Source organism: Mycobacterium sp. HM-7 (assembly GCF_053852335.1).
Map to the genome: position 1 here is coordinate 2446288 of NZ_CM132657.1, position 15810 is coordinate 2462097.

Annotated in this window: 18 protein-coding genes; 9 read left to right on the forward strand and 9 right to left on the reverse strand. The window is 67.9% G+C overall.

What is annotated here, in order from left to right:
- Positions 1 to 253: 253 nt before the first annotated feature.
- Positions 254 to 1699, forward strand: a complete 1446-nt coding sequence (locus ACWW1C_RS11760) for a histidine phosphatase family protein (RefSeq protein ID WP_455983597.1) — start codon at positions 254 to 256, stop codon at positions 1697 to 1699.
- A 50-nt stretch (positions 1700 to 1749) separates the two neighbouring features.
- On the opposite strand, the gene ACWW1C_RS11765 is transcribed toward ACWW1C_RS11760, so the two are convergent.
- The 3 genes from ACWW1C_RS11765 to ppgK form a co-directional block, all read right to left on the reverse strand.
- Complete coding sequence (locus ACWW1C_RS11765) at positions 1750 to 2253, reverse strand: mycothiol transferase (RefSeq protein ID WP_455983598.1); 504 nt, start codon at positions 2251 to 2253, stop codon at positions 1750 to 1752.
- Positions 2254 to 2485: 232 nt separating this feature from the next.
- Complete coding sequence (locus ACWW1C_RS11770) at positions 2486 to 3907, reverse strand: RNA polymerase sigma factor (protein ID WP_455983599.1); 1422 nt, start codon at positions 3905 to 3907, stop codon at positions 2486 to 2488.
- A gap of 180 nt (positions 3908 to 4087) precedes the next feature.
- Positions 4088 to 4876, reverse strand: coding sequence for a polyphosphate--glucose phosphotransferase (ppgK, locus tag ACWW1C_RS11775; protein ID WP_455983600.1), 789 nt, complete (start codon positions 4874 to 4876; stop codon positions 4088 to 4090).
- Positions 4877 to 4947: 71 nt separating this feature from the next.
- Here ppgK and ACWW1C_RS11780 point away from each other — a divergent pair, with 71 nt between their 5' ends.
- The gene (locus ACWW1C_RS11780) at positions 4948 to 5799 is read left to right on the forward strand and encodes an inositol monophosphatase family protein (protein ID WP_455983601.1); all 852 of its coding nucleotides are present in this window, start codon (positions 4948 to 4950) and stop codon (positions 5797 to 5799) included.
- Here ACWW1C_RS11780 and cei read toward each other — a convergent pair whose 3' ends face one another.
- Positions 5800 to 6450 carry an envelope integrity protein Cei gene (gene cei / locus ACWW1C_RS11785; RefSeq protein ID WP_455983602.1) on the reverse strand — a complete coding sequence of 217 codons (651 nt, stop codon included), beginning with the start codon at positions 6448 to 6450 and terminating at the stop codon, positions 5800 to 5802.
- 162 nt (positions 6451 to 6612) lie between these two features.
- On the opposite strand from cei, the gene ACWW1C_RS11790 reads away from it, so the two are divergent.
- Entirely contained in the window at positions 6613 to 6915 is a 303-nt protein-coding gene (locus ACWW1C_RS11790; RefSeq protein WP_029105318.1) for a DUF4193 domain-containing protein, read from the forward strand.
- Between the two features lie 64 nt (positions 6916 to 6979).
- Here the strand turns inward: ACWW1C_RS11790 and ACWW1C_RS11795 are convergent, their stop codons facing one another.
- On the reverse strand, positions 6980 to 7471 hold the full coding sequence (locus tag ACWW1C_RS11795; protein ID WP_455983603.1) for a DUF3093 domain-containing protein: 492 nt from the start codon (positions 7469 to 7471) through the stop codon (positions 6980 to 6982).
- 25 nt (positions 7472 to 7496) lie between these two features.
- On the opposite strand from ACWW1C_RS11795, the gene dut reads away from it, so the two are divergent.
- Both dut and ACWW1C_RS11805 read left to right on the forward strand, forming a co-directional pair.
- A complete protein-coding gene (gene dut, locus ACWW1C_RS11800) occupies positions 7497 to 7961 on the forward strand; it encodes a dUTP diphosphatase (RefSeq protein ID WP_029105316.1) in 465 nt (154 codons plus the stop codon).
- Complete coding sequence (locus ACWW1C_RS11805) at positions 7961 to 8722, forward strand: DUF3710 domain-containing protein (RefSeq protein WP_455983604.1); 762 nt, start codon at positions 7961 to 7963, stop codon at positions 8720 to 8722. Before dut ends, ACWW1C_RS11805 begins: the two co-directional genes overlap by 1 nt.
- Here the strand turns inward: ACWW1C_RS11805 and ACWW1C_RS11810 are convergent.
- Complete coding sequence (locus ACWW1C_RS11810) at positions 8709 to 9419, reverse strand: alpha/beta hydrolase (RefSeq protein ID WP_455983605.1); 711 nt, start codon at positions 9417 to 9419, stop codon at positions 8709 to 8711. The two genes, ACWW1C_RS11805 and ACWW1C_RS11810, sit on opposite strands and share 14 nt — an antisense overlap.
- Positions 9420 to 9604: 185 nt before the next feature.
- Here ACWW1C_RS11810 and ACWW1C_RS11815 point away from each other — a divergent pair, with 185 nt between their 5' ends.
- Both ACWW1C_RS11815 and ACWW1C_RS11820 read left to right on the forward strand, forming a co-directional pair.
- Complete coding sequence (locus ACWW1C_RS11815; RefSeq protein WP_020101829.1) at positions 9605 to 9976, forward strand: OB-fold nucleic acid binding domain-containing protein; 372 nt, start codon at positions 9605 to 9607, stop codon at positions 9974 to 9976.
- A 107-nt stretch (positions 9977 to 10083) separates the two neighbouring features.
- Complete coding sequence (locus ACWW1C_RS11820) at positions 10084 to 10689, forward strand: DUF3159 domain-containing protein (RefSeq protein WP_455984244.1); 606 nt, start codon at positions 10084 to 10086, stop codon at positions 10687 to 10689.
- Here the strand turns inward: ACWW1C_RS11820 and ACWW1C_RS11825 are convergent.
- Both ACWW1C_RS11825 and ACWW1C_RS11830 read right to left on the reverse strand, forming a co-directional pair.
- A complete protein-coding gene (locus ACWW1C_RS11825; RefSeq protein ID WP_043393866.1) occupies positions 10686 to 11345 on the reverse strand; it encodes a potassium channel family protein in 660 nt (219 codons plus the stop codon). The genes ACWW1C_RS11820 and ACWW1C_RS11825 overlap by 4 nt on opposite strands.
- Before the next feature lie 9 nt (positions 11346 to 11354).
- Positions 11355 to 12029, reverse strand: a complete 675-nt coding sequence (locus ACWW1C_RS11830) for a potassium channel family protein (RefSeq protein WP_081633431.1) — start codon at positions 12027 to 12029, stop codon at positions 11355 to 11357.
- A 103-nt stretch (positions 12030 to 12132) separates the two neighbouring features.
- Here ACWW1C_RS11830 and ACWW1C_RS11835 point away from each other — a divergent pair, with 103 nt between their 5' ends.
- Positions 12133 to 14127: an APC family permease gene (locus tag ACWW1C_RS11835; RefSeq protein WP_455983606.1), complete on the forward strand. Its 1995-nt coding sequence runs from the start codon at positions 12133 to 12135 to the stop codon at positions 14125 to 14127.
- A complete protein-coding gene (locus ACWW1C_RS11840; RefSeq protein ID WP_455983607.1) occupies positions 14124 to 15311 on the forward strand; it encodes a class I SAM-dependent RNA methyltransferase in 1188 nt (395 codons plus the stop codon). The genes ACWW1C_RS11835 and ACWW1C_RS11840 overlap by 4 nt, the downstream gene beginning before the upstream one ends.
- A 19-nt stretch (positions 15312 to 15330) precedes the next feature.
- On the opposite strand, the gene ACWW1C_RS11845 is transcribed toward ACWW1C_RS11840, so the two are convergent.
- Positions 15331 to 15714, reverse strand: a complete 384-nt coding sequence (locus ACWW1C_RS11845) for a GbsR/MarR family transcriptional regulator (protein ID WP_455984245.1) — start codon at positions 15712 to 15714, stop codon at positions 15331 to 15333.
- Positions 15715 to 15810 lie beyond the last annotated feature (96 nt).

A 15810-nucleotide genomic window follows, 5' to 3' on the forward strand; every position in this document is an offset into this window, starting at 1 on the left:
CCTCGCCGGGAAGTAAGTGGATCGGCCCCCTGCTCTGTGGAGGAGGGGGCCGATTTGCGTCGTCGGTGTTTCGTCAATTGTGACAAAAGCTGCCCACTGACCGGGATTGTGGTCTGTATCACTGTTACAGGACTGGCACTGTCGCGCGGGTAAATATCTCTCCCGAGACAGTGAGGACATCATTAACCACACAAATTCAGGGGGCGCGGGACATCGTCGTCGCGCGCGTGGGCTGAAGGGACTCGGTGTCGCGTTGACGGCCGGTGCTCTTCTGGTCATGTCGGCGCTGCCGGCATGGGCGGCCGAGAACATGACGATCACGTTCATCCGGCATGGTCAGTCGTACGGAAATCTGTCGGGGCTCGGTGACACCTCGACGCCGGGGCCGACACTCACCGACCTCGGCCAGCAGCAGGCCAAGGACATCGCGGCCAAGCTCGGAGACCGGAACTTCGATGCCATCTACGCCTCGACGATGGTCCGGACGCAGCAGACCGCTGTGCCCATGTCGCAGTACCTCGGCCTGCCGATCACGGTGTTGCCGGGCATTCAGGAGATCGAAGCAGGCATGTACGAGGGCACGCCGGAACGGGCGGCGCTCTTCGGCTACCTGACGGCTCCGCTGGCGTGGGCGGGTCTATCGGTCACGCCACCCCCCAACATCAGCTTCAATCCGATCACCCCGAACCTGGACGCGTTCATCCCGTCCGCGGCCGATCCGACGACCGGTCTGACCGGCCATCAGTTCCAGGACCGGGTCAACGGCGCCCTGCAGACGATCTACGACAACGGCGATCGCAACGCGGCGGTGTTCTCCCATGGCGGCACCATCATGATCTGGACGATGATGAACGCCAAGAATCTGAGCACCGAGCAGAAGATCATGCTGTTCACCCAGCATCCGTTGTCCAACACCAACCATGTCGTGGTCGAGGGCAACCCCGAGGACGGCTGGAACCTGGTGAACTGGAACGGCGTCGAGATCGCCGGCATGCAGAAGGGCCCGATCGAGCAGGTGTTGACCCAGGTCCGCACGCTGTCCCGTCAGCTCGGCGGCGTGGTTCGGGATGTCGCATCGGCGTTCAAGACCGGTGACGTCGGCAAGATCCTGACCGCGATCAACCACGGTGCCGCCGCCGCGTTGTTCTCGACGGCCAAGTTCGCGCGGGCCATCAACGCTCAGGTCATCGGTGGCGTCACCACCGCTGTCGAAAACCTGCAGAAGAAGCTGACGCCGGCTCCCACTCCGGCAGGCGCCAAGACGGCCGACCCGGCCTCGGGTGCAGTGGTCTCGCCGGCCGGTTTGTCGGCCCCGGCTCCGGTTGCGGCCAAGGCTCCGGCTGCGGCGCAGGCGGGCGACTCACCGGCCAAGGCCGGCGACGCCAAGGATGACGACCTCAAAGCTGACACGAACGCCAAGGTCGACGACAGCCAGGCCGACCAGGCCAAGGCTGACGGTGCCAAGGCTGACGCCAAGAAGACCGCGGCTGACGCCAAGAAGGCTGCGGCTGAGGCGAAGAAGGCTGCGGCGAAGGCCAAGGCCGAGGAAAAGAAGGCTGCCGCCGAGGCCAAGAGGGCCGAGGCCAAGGCGAAGGCTGACGCCAAGAAGGCTGCTGCCGAGGCCAAGAAGGCGGCGGCTGCGGAGAAAGCCGACGCTGCCAAGGCGCACGCCACCTCCGGCGCGGCAAGCGCTGACTGACGGAACAACAGATCGGCCCCCTTCTCCGCGGAGAAGGGGGCCGATTCGTGTCAGCTCTCCGCGCGTGCGGAGAGCAGCAGGTCCCTGGTGATCTCCAGGTGTCCGACGTGCTGCGCGATGTCCTGCAGGATGTGCAGCAGCGTCCACTCCGGGCTCGCGGTGGCCAGCACTGCGGCACGGGTGGTGCCGCCGCGCACCCCGTCGGCCAGATCGCGGTCCTGGATTCCCTCGGTGACCGCGATCTCCACCCAGCCGGGGAAACGCCGCTGCAGGGCGGTCAGGCGGTTCAGCAGCTCGTCGACCTGCCCGGTCGCGGTGAATTCGCTGTCACGGTCCCGCGGGATCCGCTCCCCGGCGATGAAAGACCCGGCCCAGTAGTCCACGACCCCGATGCAGTGGTTGACGATGGCGTAGCAGCTGTTCGCGCCGGGGAGGTCAGGCCGGCGGTTTGCGAGGTCGTCACCGAGCACGGTGAGGATGTCGGCCATCGCGGCGAAGCATTCGGACGAGACGTCCAGCATGGCCTGGCCCAAGGGATGCTGCGAGATCGGCATGCGCGAAAGCCTTTCACACGCAGAGCTTTTCCCGCCTGGGGTTTTTGACCGGCGGGGGCATCCGGCAGCGCAAACTCAACTGATACAACGGTCGCGGCGAAACCGGCGACCACGGCTGCGGCGCGGGCTGGATCTGCAACGGAGAACGCTGGGTGGCCCTGCTGACCATCGCCGAACAAACGAAGACGCCCCGAAACCGGAAGTTTCAGGGCGCTTTCGTTGAGCCGGGGGACTAGTCCAGGTAGTCCCGCAGAACCTGCGAGCGGCTGGGGTGCCGCAGCTTGCTCATGGTCTTGGACTCGATCTGGCGGATGCGCTCACGGGTGACGCCGTAGACCTGGCCGATTTCGTCGAGGGTGCGCGGCTGACCATCGGTGAGGCCGAAGCGCAGCCGGACGACGCCGGCCTCGCGCTCGGACAGGGTCTCCAGCACCGACTGCAGCTGATCCTGCAGCAGCGTGAACGACACGGCGTCCACGGCCACCACGGCTTCACTGTCCTCGATGAAGTCACCGAGCTGGCTGTCGCCCTCGTCGCCGATGGTCTGGTCGAGCGAGATGGGCTCACGCGCGTACTGCTGGATCTCCAGCACCTTCTCGGGCGTGATGTCCATTTCCTTGGCCAGCTCTTCGGGCGTGGGTTCGCGACCCAGGTCCTGGAGCAGCTCGCGCTGGATGCGGCCGAGCTTGTTGATGACCTCGACCATGTGCACCGGGATACGGATGGTGCGGGCCTGGTCGGCCATGGCGCGGGTGATGGCCTGCCGGATCCACCAGGTGGCGTACGTCGAGAACTTGTAGCCCTTGGTGTAGTCGAACTTCTCGACCGCACGGATCAGGCCCAGGTTGCCTTCCTGGATCAGGTCCAGGAACGCCATGCCGCGGCCGGTGTAGCGCTTGGCCAGCGACACCACCAGACGCAGGTTGGCTTCGAGCAGGTGGTTCTTGGCGCGGTCGCCGTCACGGCAGATCCACTGCATGTCGCGACGCTGCGCGGCGGGCAGCTTCTCGCCCTTTTCCATCAGCTCCGACATCAGCTGCGTGGCGTAGAGGCCGGCTTCGATGCGCTTGGCGAGCTCGACTTCCTCCTCGGCGTTGAGCAGCGCGACCTTGCCGATCTGCTTGAGGTACGCACGCACCGAGTCGGCGGAAGCGGTGAGCTCGGCGTCCTTGCGGGCCTGACGCAGCGCCTCGGATTCTTCTTCGTCCCAGACGAAGTCGCCGGAAGCCTTGTCCTTCTCGGACGGCTCCGCGGTGTCGTCGGACTCGTCGCCTTCGGCGGCCTTGGGAGCGGCCTTGGCGCCCTCCGCGGTGGCTTCACCTTCGGCCTCAGCTTCTTCGGCTTCGTCCTCGTCGTCGGCCTCGAGGTCGTCGTCGAGTTCCAGATCGGCGTCGTCGACGTCGATCTCATCGGGTTCGACGGCGAGGTCGTCGACGTCGGTCACGTCGTCGGTGGCGACGCCGTCTTCCGGCTTGGTCGAATCGGTGGCCTTGCGCGGGCCGCGCTTGGCGGGAGCCTTCGCGGCGGCCTTCTTCGCGGGAGCCTTCGCGGCACGCTTGGCCGGCGCAGCCTTGGCGGCGGCCTTCTTCGCGGGGGCTTTGGTGGTGCGCTTCACCGGCTCGTCGGCTGTCTCGCTGGCTTTGGTCGCTACCACGGCCACCCTTTCGGTCTTTCGTACATCGGTGGCGTGGGCGTGCGCCACCGAAAAGCGTCGGCTGTCGAATATTGGCGTCGATCTTCGATCGGATGTTCGCCGCTATCCGTTCAGGCGGCCGCCGTTGACCATTGTAACGACATAGTGCCCAGAAGCCGGTATCGGAGCGTCGGCGTCCCGCTAATGACGGTGCAGCGCGCCGTCGGCGGCCATCGCGGCGCCGACGATACCGGCCGAGTTCTGCAGCGTCGCGGCGACGACGGGGGTGCGGTTCTTCAGCAGCGGCACCCACTTGTCGGCCTTTTTACTGATCCCGCCGCCGACGATGAACAGGTCCGGCCAGATGGCGTTCTCGACTGCCACCAGCACCTTGGTGACTTCCTCGGTCCAGCGTTCGTACGACCAGTCCTTGCGTTCCTTCACCGACGACGCGGCCCGGTGCTCGGCTTCCTTGCCGCCGACCTCGATGTGACCGAACTCGGTGTTGGGCAACAGAACCCCGTCGTAGATCACCGCCGAGCCGATGCCCGTGCCGAACGTCAGCAACACGACGAGGCCATGTACGTCCCGCCCTGCGCCGAACTTCTCCTCGGCCAGTCCCGCGGCGTCCGCGTCGTTGAGCACCGTCACGTCCTGGCCGGCCAACCGGGAGGCGAACATGTCCCGCACGTTGGTGCCGATCCAGCTGCTGTCGACGTTGGCCGCGGTGCGCACGATCCCATCGGTCACCACGCCCGGATAGGTGACGCCCAGCGGTCCCGTCCAGCCGAACTCGCGGACGACCGCCGCGACGGTCTCCGACACGGCTTCGGGCGTGGCCGGCTGCGGCGTGGGGAGCCGGAAACGTTCGCCGATCAGCTGGCCGGTGTCGAGGTCGACGATGCCGCCTTTGACGCCGCTGCCGCCGACGTCGATCCCCAGCGCTCGATGCTGCGAGCCGTCAGTCGCGGCGGTGGGCGTCTCGATCATCTGCACTCCTTGAAGGGGCTGGGCAAGAGGGCGCGACCCACACCCTAACCGCGTGTGCTGCGATAGGCGTCATGACAGCACGCGAACCCGAAAGTGGCACCGCGCCTGTGGCGCTCCGCGCGCTCGCCGAGCAGCTGGCGACCGAGGCCGCCGCGTTCGTCCGCCGGCGGCGCGGTGAGGTTTTCGCCGGTGCCCAGCAGGACGCGGCCGCGGTGCGCACCAAGAGCAGTCCGACGGATCCGGTCACTGTGGTGGACACCGAGACCGAGCGCCTGTTGCGCGAACGCCTGGCGGCGTTGCGGCCGAACGACGCGATCCTGGGCGAGGAGGAGGGCGGGGCGGCGCGCGCTCCCGCGGGTGTTCCGGTGTGGGTGCTCGACCCCATCGACGGCACCGTGAACTTCATGTACGGGCTGGGCGCCTACGCGGTGTCGGTCGGCGTGCAGATCGACGGGGTATCGGTGGCCGGTGCGGTGGCCAATGCGGCGACCGGAGAAGTGTTCTCCGCCGCGCGTGGTGAGGGCGCCGCGGTGACCCGCGATGGGGTGCGGGCGGCCTTGCACTGCAACGTGATCGACGAACTGCCGATGGCGCTGGTGGCGACCGGGTTCGCCTATGCGCGGGAGCGGCGGCGGCAGCAGGCCGGCGCGGTGGCCGAGCTGCTGGCCGAGGTGCGGGACATCCGCCGGGTCGGGTCGTGCGCGCTGGACCTGTGCATGGTCGCTGCGGGGAGGCTCGACGCGTATTTCGAATCCGGTGTGCACGTGTGGGATTGGGCGGCCGCGGCCCTGATCGCCGAGGAGGCCGGCGCCGCGGTGCGGCTGCCGGCACCCGGCGCGGAGGACGACGACCTGGTCATTGCCGCGGCACCCGGGGTATCCGCGGCGCTGGCCGGGCAGTTGGCGCGGGTCGGCTACCGCTAGCTAGCAGGTCCCGCTGTGGATCTTCGGCAGCAGTGAGGTGTCGGCCGGCTGCGTCGCGTCCGGCTTCAGGCTGGCGAGCATGGCCTCGATGTCGTCGCTGTGGGCGAGCTCGTTGAACTCGGTGCCGATCGCCAGGTCGACGGAGTCGTCGGGGCGCTGGTCCTGGAACAGTTGGGTGCACGGCGCGACCAGCCACAGGGCGGCGGCGGCAGACTTGCCGGCCGGGCCGAACCGGATCTGGCCCTGGCATTCCATGCGGGTGCTGGCGTACACGGGGTCATTGCTCGCGGCCGGCTGACCGAAACCGAGGTCGCGCAGCTCGCCGGCGACCTCGCTGGCCTGGCCGCCCTGACCGCTGGCGTTGAGCACGCGGATCTTGGTATCGGCGAGCTTGGCCGGCACCACGTTGACCATCGAGGACTGTGACACCTCGTCGCCCAGCTTGGGCTGGTTCGGTTCGCTCGGTGCGGGTGGGGGATTGCAGGTGATCGCCTGATGGATTTCGGCGGGCTGATTGGCGACGACGAGCCAGGCGATCAGCGTCGCGACGGCCAGCACCGCGAACAGAACCGCGGCGGGCACGTAGTTGCGGCGGCGGAACGGCCGGCCGTGCTTGTCGAAGGCGGTGCCTTCGGTGATTTGAGCGACCACATGTGCACTGTAGATGCCCCGCATCCAGCGTGATTACGAACCATCCCTGGCGTATGTGATGCAAATCACATACAATCGGCGCGCTTTCTGGGCACGAATCATTTGGTAGAAGCGTTCGACGCTGGTACAAAGCTCTGCTGCAAGGTAACGGAGGGGATGACCATGGCTACCGATTACGACGCCCCGCGGCGTTCTGAGACTGACGAGGTTTCCGAGGACTCTCTGGAGGAGCTGAAAGCGCGACGGAACGAGGCGCAGTCCGCCGTCGTCGACGTCGACGAAACCGACTCGGCCGAAAACTTCGAGCTGCCGGGTGCTGACCTGTCGGGCGAGGAACTTTCGGTCCGAGTGGTGCCCAAGCAGGCCGATGAGTTCACCTGCTCGAGCTGCTTCTTGGTGCAACACCGCAGCCGTCTCGCCAGCGAGAAGAACGGCGTGATGATCTGCACCGACTGCGCCGCATAGGGATTCACAAACGTCAGTGGCCGGTCTCGCACGCTTTACGTGCGTGGACCGGCCATTCGGCGTCTTATGGGCCCTGCAGCGCCGCCAGGATCTGATCGGGATGACGAGTGCTCACCAGCCAGTACGGGGTGGGGTCATCCGGATCGTCGAGGACCAGGAGGATCAGCGGCCCGGCCCAGGCCCGGTGCACGACGTACGCGGCCGGGTCCAGCTGCCGTCCCAGCGCCGCCGACTTCGCCGAGCGCGGCACCTCGGCCGACCGGGAGATGACACTGGTCGGGATGTGCGCCTGCCCCACCCACAGCTCGGTCTGGGCATCCGGTCCGGTTCCGGTGCGCACCACGCGCAGCTCGATGCGTCCCATCCACACCAGCGTCGCCGCGGCGACCGGGAGCAGGACGGCGAACGGCGCCCACGTGGGCACGCCCGACACGCCTTGCACCACTTCCAGCGCGATCAGGGCCGCCAGCCCGAAACCCGGTAACCACCACCACAAAGGCACCGTCAACCGTTCCCGATAGAGCACGGTTTGGGTGACTGCTCGCGTGTCCGACACGCGGCCAAGGGTAGTCTGTGCGGTCGTGTCCACCTCTCTGGCGGTAGTTCGGTTGGACCGGGATCTGCCGATGCCGGCCCGTGCTCACGACGGCGATGCCGGCGTCGATCTGTTCAGCGCGATCGACCTCGAACTGGCCCCCGGTCAGCGCGAATTGGTACCGACGGGAATCGCCGTCGCGGTTCCGCATGGCATGGTCGGCCTGGTGCATCCGCGCTCGGGATTGGCCATCCGGGTCGGCCTTTCGATCGTCAACGCACCCGGCACCGTCGACGCCGGGTATCGCGGCGAGATCAAGGTGGCGCTCATCAACCTCGACCCCAGCGAGCCCATCATCGTGAAACGCGGTGACCGGATCGCTCAGCTGCTGGTGCAGCGGGTCGAGCTGCCCGAGCTGGTCGAGGTCACGTCGTTCGACGAGGCGGGGCTGGCTGACACCTCACGTGGCGCGGGCGGCCACGGTTCCTCCGGCGGACATGCGAGTTTGTGATGGCATTCGAGTTCAACCCCGAAGAAGACGGCCCTTTCGACGTCGAGGACTTCGACGACCCGGCCGACGCTGAGGCGGCCCGCCTGGACCTTGGTGGGGTGCTCGTCCCGGTGCCCGACGGTTCGCAGCTCAACGTCGAGGTCAACGAACAGGGTGTGCCGAACGCCGTCTGGATCATGACGCCCAACGGGCGCTTCTCCGTGGCCGCGTACGCCGCGCCCAAGACCGGCGGGCTGTGGCGCGAGATCGCCGCTGAGCTGGCCGAGTCGCTGCGCAACGACAACGCGCAGGCCCGCATCGAGGACGGACCCTGGGGCCGCGAGGTCGTGGGCCTGCCGGCGCCGCAGCCCGGTCAGCCGCAGGTCGTGATGCGGTTCATCGGGACCGACGGCTACCGGTGGATGGTGCGCTGCGTCGTCGTCGGCACCGAGGAGACCATCGATGCCATTGCCGACGAGGCCCGAACCTCGTTGGCGGACACCGTGGTTCGCCGTGGTGACACCCCGATGGCGGTCCGCACCCCGCTGCCGGTGCAGCTGTCGGAGCCGCTGCTGGAGCAGCTGCGCGCGGCGGCCGCCCAGATGGCGCAACAGCAGATGGAGCAGGCTCAGCAGGCGCTCGAACAGCTGCAGCAGCAGATGCAGCAAGGGCAACAACCGCTGGGCGAGGCCGAACCCGGACCCGATGCCCGCCGCAGCGAGCAGGGCTCGGCCATGCAGCAGCTGCGTACCCAGCAGATGGGGACCATCACAGGAGGCTGACGGCCTCCCGCAACGCGGCGACACATGCGTCGCCCAGCACCGTCGGCTGCGCACCCATCGCATCGAGGGTGACGGTCCGCAGCGCGGCCCTGGGGGCCGCCACGGCCCATTCCGCCGCGACCGCGACCGGGTGGACGGCGTCGTCCACCGCCCCGGCCACGCCCATCGGCACCTGCAACTCCGCCAGTTGTTCGCGGGTCGGCCCGCCGTAGCCCGCCGCCTCTTCCATCGCGTCCGGCAGGCCCGGCCACTGCGCCGTCCACGACCGCGTCAGCTCGTCCGCGAGCCAGGCCGGGCTGCCCGCCCGCATGCCGGCGACGGCGGCATCCAGCCCGATCTCGCGCAGTTGCTGCGCCGAGTAGCGGGCGGCCTGGGCGGCCGGCGCGCCGTCCGACTCGCCGGTCCAGGCCGGTAGTGCGGCCAGGACGGCTGCGCAGCGGTCGGGGTGGCTCAGCGCCCAGTTGGTCGCGACGGCCGCGCCCAGCGACACTCCGCCGACCATGATCGGGCCGTGCTGAGCGGCGGCGTCGAGCGCTTCGAGATAACCGGCGATCAGGCCGCCCGGCAACGGTCGCGGGGCGATCACCACGGCACCCGCATCGACCAGCGCGCCACCGAAGGCCCGGCGGATGTAGTCGTCGTCGGAACCCGTGCCGGGCAGCAGTACCGCGGTCATCCCTTGCAAGTTGGCCGTCATCCCTCGATCGTGCCCGGCGGTCGATACGGCGCTCGCAAGGGGGTCGCGCCGGGTGCGGTGTCCAGTGAGCGGGATAACGAAGATATATCCCGCGCCGAAATGGCGAATCGGAACCAAGAGGTCTAGCGTGACGTTGGTTAGATAGCGGGTCCACGGTGGATTCGCAGCAAGTCTCAGGAGAGACCATGGCTACGGCGGAAGGCTATTTACGCCGACTCACCCGGCGGCTTACCGAGGACCTCGAACAGAGCGATGTCCAGGAGCTGAACGACGAGGCCCTGAACACCGGCGCCATGCGAGCGGTGGACTGCACGCGCGGACAGGAAGTGACGATGGTCGGCACACTGCGGTGTGTCGAGACCAACGGCAAGGGCTGTTCGGGTGGCGTGCGAGCCGAGCTGTTCGACGGCACCGACACGGTCACGCTGGTCTGGTTGGGTCAGCGGCGCATCCCAGGCATCGAATCCGGTCGCACCCTTCGGGTGCACGGACGGCTGGGCAACTTGGACAGCGGGGCCAAAGCGATCTACAACCCGCATTACGAGATTCAGAAGTGACTTTCCCCGACAAGGGGACCGCGGACAGCGAGCAGGCCGAAGCCGACGTCGAGGCCCAGCAGGACGACCGGGACTCCAGGCTGACGGCGCACGTCCTGCTGGAACAGATGGGTGGCCTCAGCGGCCTGATCTATTCGTCCCTGCCGGTCCTCGTCTTCGTCCCGGTATCCAGTTTCTTCGGGCTGACCGCCGCGATCTACGCCGCGCTCGGTGTCGCCGCCCTCGTCCTGGTCTGGCGGTTGGCGCGGCGCGAATCGGTGCAGCCTGCGGTGTCCGGCTTCATCGGCGTGGGCATCAGCGCGCTGATCGCCTACCTGATCGGCGCCTCGAAAGGCTATTTCCTGCTTGGCATCTGGTCGTCGCTGATCTACGCCGGGGTGTTCGCGCTCTCGATCCTGATCCGCCGCCCGCTGGTCGGGTACGGCTGGAGCTGGGTCACCGGACACGACCGTAGCTGGCGCGAGGTCCGGCGCGCGGTGCTGGCGTTCGACATCGCGACCGCGGTGTGGGTGCTCGTTTTCGCATCCCGGTTCCTGGTGCAGAATCACCTGTACGGGGCGGACCGGACAGGTCTGCTCGGCGTGGCCCGGATCGCCATGGGCTGGCCGCTCACGGCGGTCGCCGCGCTGGCGTCCTACCTGGCCATCCGGACGGCCCAGAAGGCCCTCCACGACGCCGAGCACCACGCCGACGAAACGGTCACCGCGGACTAGCTCGGATTCAGTACCTGGTTGCGCAGCTCCTGCTCGACCTCGGCCACTGCGACGAACAGCAATTCGTCGCCGCCCTCGAGCGGCTCGTCGGATTCGGGCACGATCACGCGTGGGCCGCGCAGGATGGTCACCAAGGTGGCGTCGCGGGGCAGCTGGAGACGTTTGACGGCCTTGCCGCCCCACGGCGTGTCGTCGGGCAGCGTGATCTCGACGAGGTTGGCCTGCCCCTTGCGGAAACTCATCAGGCGGACCAGGTCGCCCACCGAAACGGCTTCTTCGACCAGGGACGCCAGCATGCGCGGTGTCGACACCGCGACGTCGACGCCCCAGCTGTCGTCGAACAGCCACTCGTTGCGCGGGTCGTTCACGCGGGCCACGACGCGGGGGACCGCGAACTCGGTCTTGGCCAGCAGACTGACCACCACGTTGGCCTTGTCGTCGCCGGTGGCGGCGATGACCACGTCGAACTCGTGCAGCTTGACGGACTCGAGCAGCGACAGCTCGCAGGCGTCGCCCAGGCGCCACTGCGCCGCGGGGACGGCATCGACGTCGATGTGGTCCGGATTGCGCTCCAGCAGCGTCACCTCGTGGTGATCGACCAGTTCCCGCGCGATGGAACGGCCGACGGCGCCGGCGCCCGCGATTGCGACCTTCATGTGCGCTCCCTAGTGGCTTTCCACGTCGTCGCCGGGCGGCAGTGATGCGATGGCGATGGCCTCGGCGACGCGGCCCGACACGGCGGCCATGTACACCTGATCGCCGGCCTGGATGACGGTCTTGGCGTCCGGCAGCACGCCGCTGCCGAACCGGATGAGGAACGCGACGCGGCCGCCCGTCGCGCCTTCCAGCGCGGTGACGCGGTAGCCGACCCAGTCCTCGTGCAGGGACAGTTCGGTGACGCCGACGTTGCCGGACGGGTCCCGCCACTTCGTGGTCTCGGTCTCGCGGGTCAGCAGATTCAGCAACCGGTCGGTGGTCCACGGCACCGTCGCGATCGTCGGGATGCCCAGCCGCTCGTACACCGCCGCGCGCTTGGCGTCGTAGATCCGCGCCACGACGCGCTGCACGCCGAACGTCTCGCGCGCCACCCGCGCCGAGATGATGTTGGAGTTGTCACCGGAGGACACGGCGGCGAACGCGCCGGCCTCTTCGATACCGGCCCGCTCCAGCACGTCCCGGTCAAAACCCATGCCCAGCACGCGTTCTCCGGGGAATTCGGGTGACAGGCGGTGGAACGCGGTTTTGTCCCGGTCGATCACGGCGACCTCATGACCGATGCGGGCCAATCCGTCTGCCAGCGATGCGCCAACCCGGCCGCAGCCCATTACGACTACTCGCACCAGCCGATCCTTTCTGGGCCAGGAACCGGCCCCGAAGCGAATTTCATGCCTCAGCTCAGTCCGAACGCTACAACCCGAGCCCGGGGGGCTTACCCTAGCCCTCGTGTCCAAGCTTTCGACCGCTACGCGACGGTTGGTGATCGGTCGACCCTTCCGCAGCGACAAGCTCGCCCACACGTTGCTGCCCAAACGTATCGCCTTACCGGTCTTCGCGTCGGATGCGCTGTCGTCGGTCGCCTACGCCCCGGAGGAAATCTTCCTGGTGCTGTCGGTCGCCGGTCTGTCGGCGTACTCGATGGCGCCGTGGATCGGTCTCGCGGTGGCCGCGGTCATGTTGATCGTGATCGCCAGTTATCGGCAGAACGTGCACGCCTATCCGTCCGGAGGCGGCGACTACGAGGTGGTCACCACGAACCTCGGGCACACCGCCGGGTTGACGGTGGCCAGTGCACTACTGGTCGACTACGTGCTGACCGTGGCGGTGTCGACGGCGTCGGCGATGTCCAACATCGGATCGGCGGTGCCGTTCATCGCCCAGAACAAGGTCCTGTTCTCGGTACTGGCGATCCTGATCCTGGCGTCGCTCAACCTGCGCGGCATCCGGGAGTCCGGTACCGCGTTCGCGATTCCCACCTACGCCTTCATGATCGGCATGTACCTCATGTTGGCCTGGGGCTTCATCCAGATCTTCGTGCTGGGCCACCCGCTGCGCGCCGAGTCGGCCGGTTTCAGCATCAAGTCCGAGCACGGCGACGTGCTGGGCTTCGCCATGGTGTTCCTGGTCGCCCGGGCGTTCTCGTCCGGCTGTGCCGCCCTCACCGGTGTGGAAGCCATCAGCAACGGTGTGCCCGCCTTCCAGAAGCCGAAGTCGCGCAACGCCGCAACGACGCTGCTGCTGCTCGGCGCCATCGCGGTGTCGTTGTTCATGGGGATCATCGTGCTGGCCAAGGAGATGGGCCTGAAGATGGCCGACAGCGTGGACCAGTTGGTGGGCGCGCCCGCCGGCTATCACCAGAAGACGGTGGTCACTCAGCTTGCGGAGGCAGTGTTCCAGGGATTCCCGGTGGGCCTGTACCTCATCGCCGGCGTGACGGGTCTGATCCTGGTGCTGGCCGCCAACACCGCCTTCAACGGTTTCCCGGTGCTGGGCTCGATCCTGGCGCAGGACCGCTACCTGCCCCGGCAGCTGCACACGCGCGGTGACCGGCTGGCGTTCTCCAACGGCATCCTGTTCCTCGCGTTCGCCGCGATCGCGTTCGTGGTGGCGTTCAACGCCGAGGTCACCGCACTGATCCAGCTGTACATCGTCGGTGTGTTCGTGTCGTTCACGTTGAGCCAGATCGGCATGGTGCGGCACTGGAACCGGTTGTTGCGCACCGAGACCGAGGGGTCCGAGCGCCGCCGCATGCAGCGCGCGCGGATCGTCAACACCATCGGTTTCCTCTGCACGGGTGCCGTGCTGCTTGTGGTCATCGTGACCAAGTTCATGGCCGGCGCCTGGATCGCGATCCTTGCCATGAGCGTGCTGTTCGTCCTGATGAAGGCGATCCACAAGCACTACGACACCGTCGCCGCGGAGCTGCGTTCCCGGTCCGGGCCGGACGAGGACGTCGTGTTGCCCAGCCGCAACCACGCCGTGGTGCTGGTCTCCAACCTGCATCTGCCGACGCTGCGGGCGTTGGCCTACGCGAGGGCCACCCGGCCGGATGTGCTGGAGGCCATCACCGTCAGCGTCGACGACGCCGAGACGCGCGAGCTGGTGCACAAGTGGGAAGACAGCGACGTGTCCGTCCCGCTCAAGGTCATCGCGTCGCCGTACCGCGAAATCACCAGGCCCATCCTCGATTACGTCAAGCGCATCACCGCCGAGTCGAAGCGCACGGTCGTGACGGTCTTCATTCCGGAGTACGTGGTGGGCCACTGGTGGGAGCACATCCTGCACAACCAGAGTGCGCTGCGCCTCAAGGGCCGGCTGTTGTTCATCCCGAACGTGATGGTGACTTCCGTTCCGTGGCAGCTGAATTCGTCGGAGCGTGTGAAGGTGACCATGGCTCCGGGCTCGGCGCCCGGTGACACCCGACGGGGCATCATCGAGTGACTGAGGTAACACTGACGGTTGGGCCGCCGGCCAACGGTGGCAGCTGCGTCGCACGCCACGACGGCCGCGTCATCTTCGTCCGGCACGCGCTGCCGGGCGAGGTGGTGCGCGCCGAGGTGACGTCCGAGCGCGGGTCGTACTGGCATGCCGACGCTGTCGAGGTGATCGAGCCGTCTCCTGACCGGGTGGATTCGTTGTGCGCGATCGCAGGCGCCCAGGGATCCGGTTGCTGCGACCTGGCTTTCGTCGATCCCGCCGCGGCGCGGCGGCTCAAGGGTGAGGTCGTGGCCAATCAGCTGGCCCGACTCGGCGGACACGAGGCCGGCGATCTGGTCGCGGCGGAAGTTGGGACGGTCGGCCCCACCGGGTGGCGTACCCGGGTCCGGCTGGAGGTCGGCGCGGACGGCCGGGCCGGATTCCACCGGTATCACAGCGACGAACTGGTCACCGATCTGTCGTGTGCCCAGGTGCCGGCCGGAATGTTGGATGATCTGCCGCTGCAGCCGCCCGGTGCCCACCTGCACGTCGTGCTCGACGACGACGGGCGCCGGCATGTCGTGCGGTCCGGCCCGCGCGGAGGCAAGAAGAGCAAGGCCGGCTTGACCGAGGTGGTCTCGGGCGAGTACGAGGCCGTGCAGCGGGTCGGCGATCGGGAATGGCTCGTGCCGGTGACGGCGTTCTGGCAGTCTCACCGCGACGCTGCCGGCACCTACAGCGAGCTGGTCACCGAGTGGGCGGAGCTGTCCGAGGGGCAGACGGCGTGGGATTTGTACGGCGGCGCAGGCGTTTTCGCCGCGGCGCTGGCCGGCTCGGTGGGGGAGTCCGGCAAGGTGCTGACGGTGGACACCTCGCGCGGATCTGCGCGCGCCGCCCGGGCCGCGCTCGGGGATCTCGGTTGCATCGAGGTGCTGACGGATTCGGTGCGCCGGGCGCTCGGCACACAGCGGGTCGCTGCTGATGTTGCCGTCCTGGACCCGCCGCGCACCGGCGCCGGGCATGAGGTGATCGATCAGCTGGCCGCCGCGGGGGTGCCGCGGGTGATCCACATCGGTTGTGAGGCAGCGTCTTTCGCCCGGGATATCGGTCTGTACCGCGGTCACGGCTACCAGGTCGCGAATCTGCGGGTCTTCGATTCGTTCCCGTTGACGCACCACGTCGAGTGCGTGGCCCTCTTGACGCTTTAGTCCTGCCGGCGGATGTCCGTCAGCCGGCCTGCCGGCGCCAGCGCTCGAGCAGAGCGGGGATTTCGGCGAGCAGGAACGCGTAGAAATCGCGCATCTGGGTAAGGCGTTGCCGAGCCAGGCTGTCGGCAGGCGTGGCGGCGATACCGGTATCGGCTGCGGCTTGCATCGCCGAAATGGTGACGTTCTGGCCGGTGAACAGCACGGCCCAGGCGTCGTCGCGCAGGCGGTAGTGGTCGCGGCGGCTGCCCGGGACCGGGACACGCTCGGCCAGCCCAACCGACGTCAGCATCTTGAGCGCTCCCGAGATCGCCCCGGAGCTGGCCTGAAGCTGCTCGCCGAGGTCGGCCATGGTCATGGCCGAACTCTCGGTGAAGAGCAGTGTCGCCAGTACCCGCGCCGTCATCCGCTGCAGTCCGAGGTCGGTCAGCACCAGTGCGAGCTGTTCGGCGACGTCCTGAAGACCGATGTCTTTGGCCACGGGTTCCTCTCCGCTGCAAAA

Coding starts and splice junctions, on each gene's coding strand:
- ACWW1C_RS11765 (WP_455983598.1), bottom strand. CDS start 2,253: ATGCCGATCTCGCAGCATCCCTTGGGCCAGGCCATGCTGGACGTCTCG.
- ppgK (WP_455983600.1), bottom strand. CDS start 4,876: ATGATCGAGACGCCCACCGCCGCGACTGACGGCTCGCAGCATCGAGCG.
- ACWW1C_RS11780 (WP_455983601.1), top strand. CDS start 4,948: ATGACAGCACGCGAACCCGAAAGTGGCACCGCGCCTGTGGCGCTCCGC.
- ACWW1C_RS11790 (WP_029105318.1), top strand. CDS start 6,613: ATGGCTACCGATTACGACGCCCCGCGGCGTTCTGAGACTGACGAGGTT.
- ACWW1C_RS11805 (WP_455983604.1), top strand. CDS start 7,961: ATGGCATTCGAGTTCAACCCCGAAGAAGACGGCCCTTTCGACGTCGAG.
- ACWW1C_RS11810 (WP_455983605.1), bottom strand. CDS start 9,419: ATGACGGCCAACTTGCAAGGGATGACCGCGGTACTGCTGCCCGGCACG.
- ACWW1C_RS11815 (WP_020101829.1), top strand. CDS start 9,605: ATGGCTACGGCGGAAGGCTATTTACGCCGACTCACCCGGCGGCTTACC.
- ACWW1C_RS11820 (WP_455984244.1), top strand. CDS start 10,084: ATGGGTGGCCTCAGCGGCCTGATCTATTCGTCCCTGCCGGTCCTCGTC.
- ACWW1C_RS11825 (WP_043393866.1), bottom strand. CDS start 11,345: ATGAAGGTCGCAATCGCGGGCGCCGGCGCCGTCGGCCGTTCCATCGCG.
- ACWW1C_RS11845 (WP_455984245.1), bottom strand. CDS start 15,714: ATGACGGCGCGGGTACTGGCGACACTGCTCTTCACCGAGAGTTCGGCC.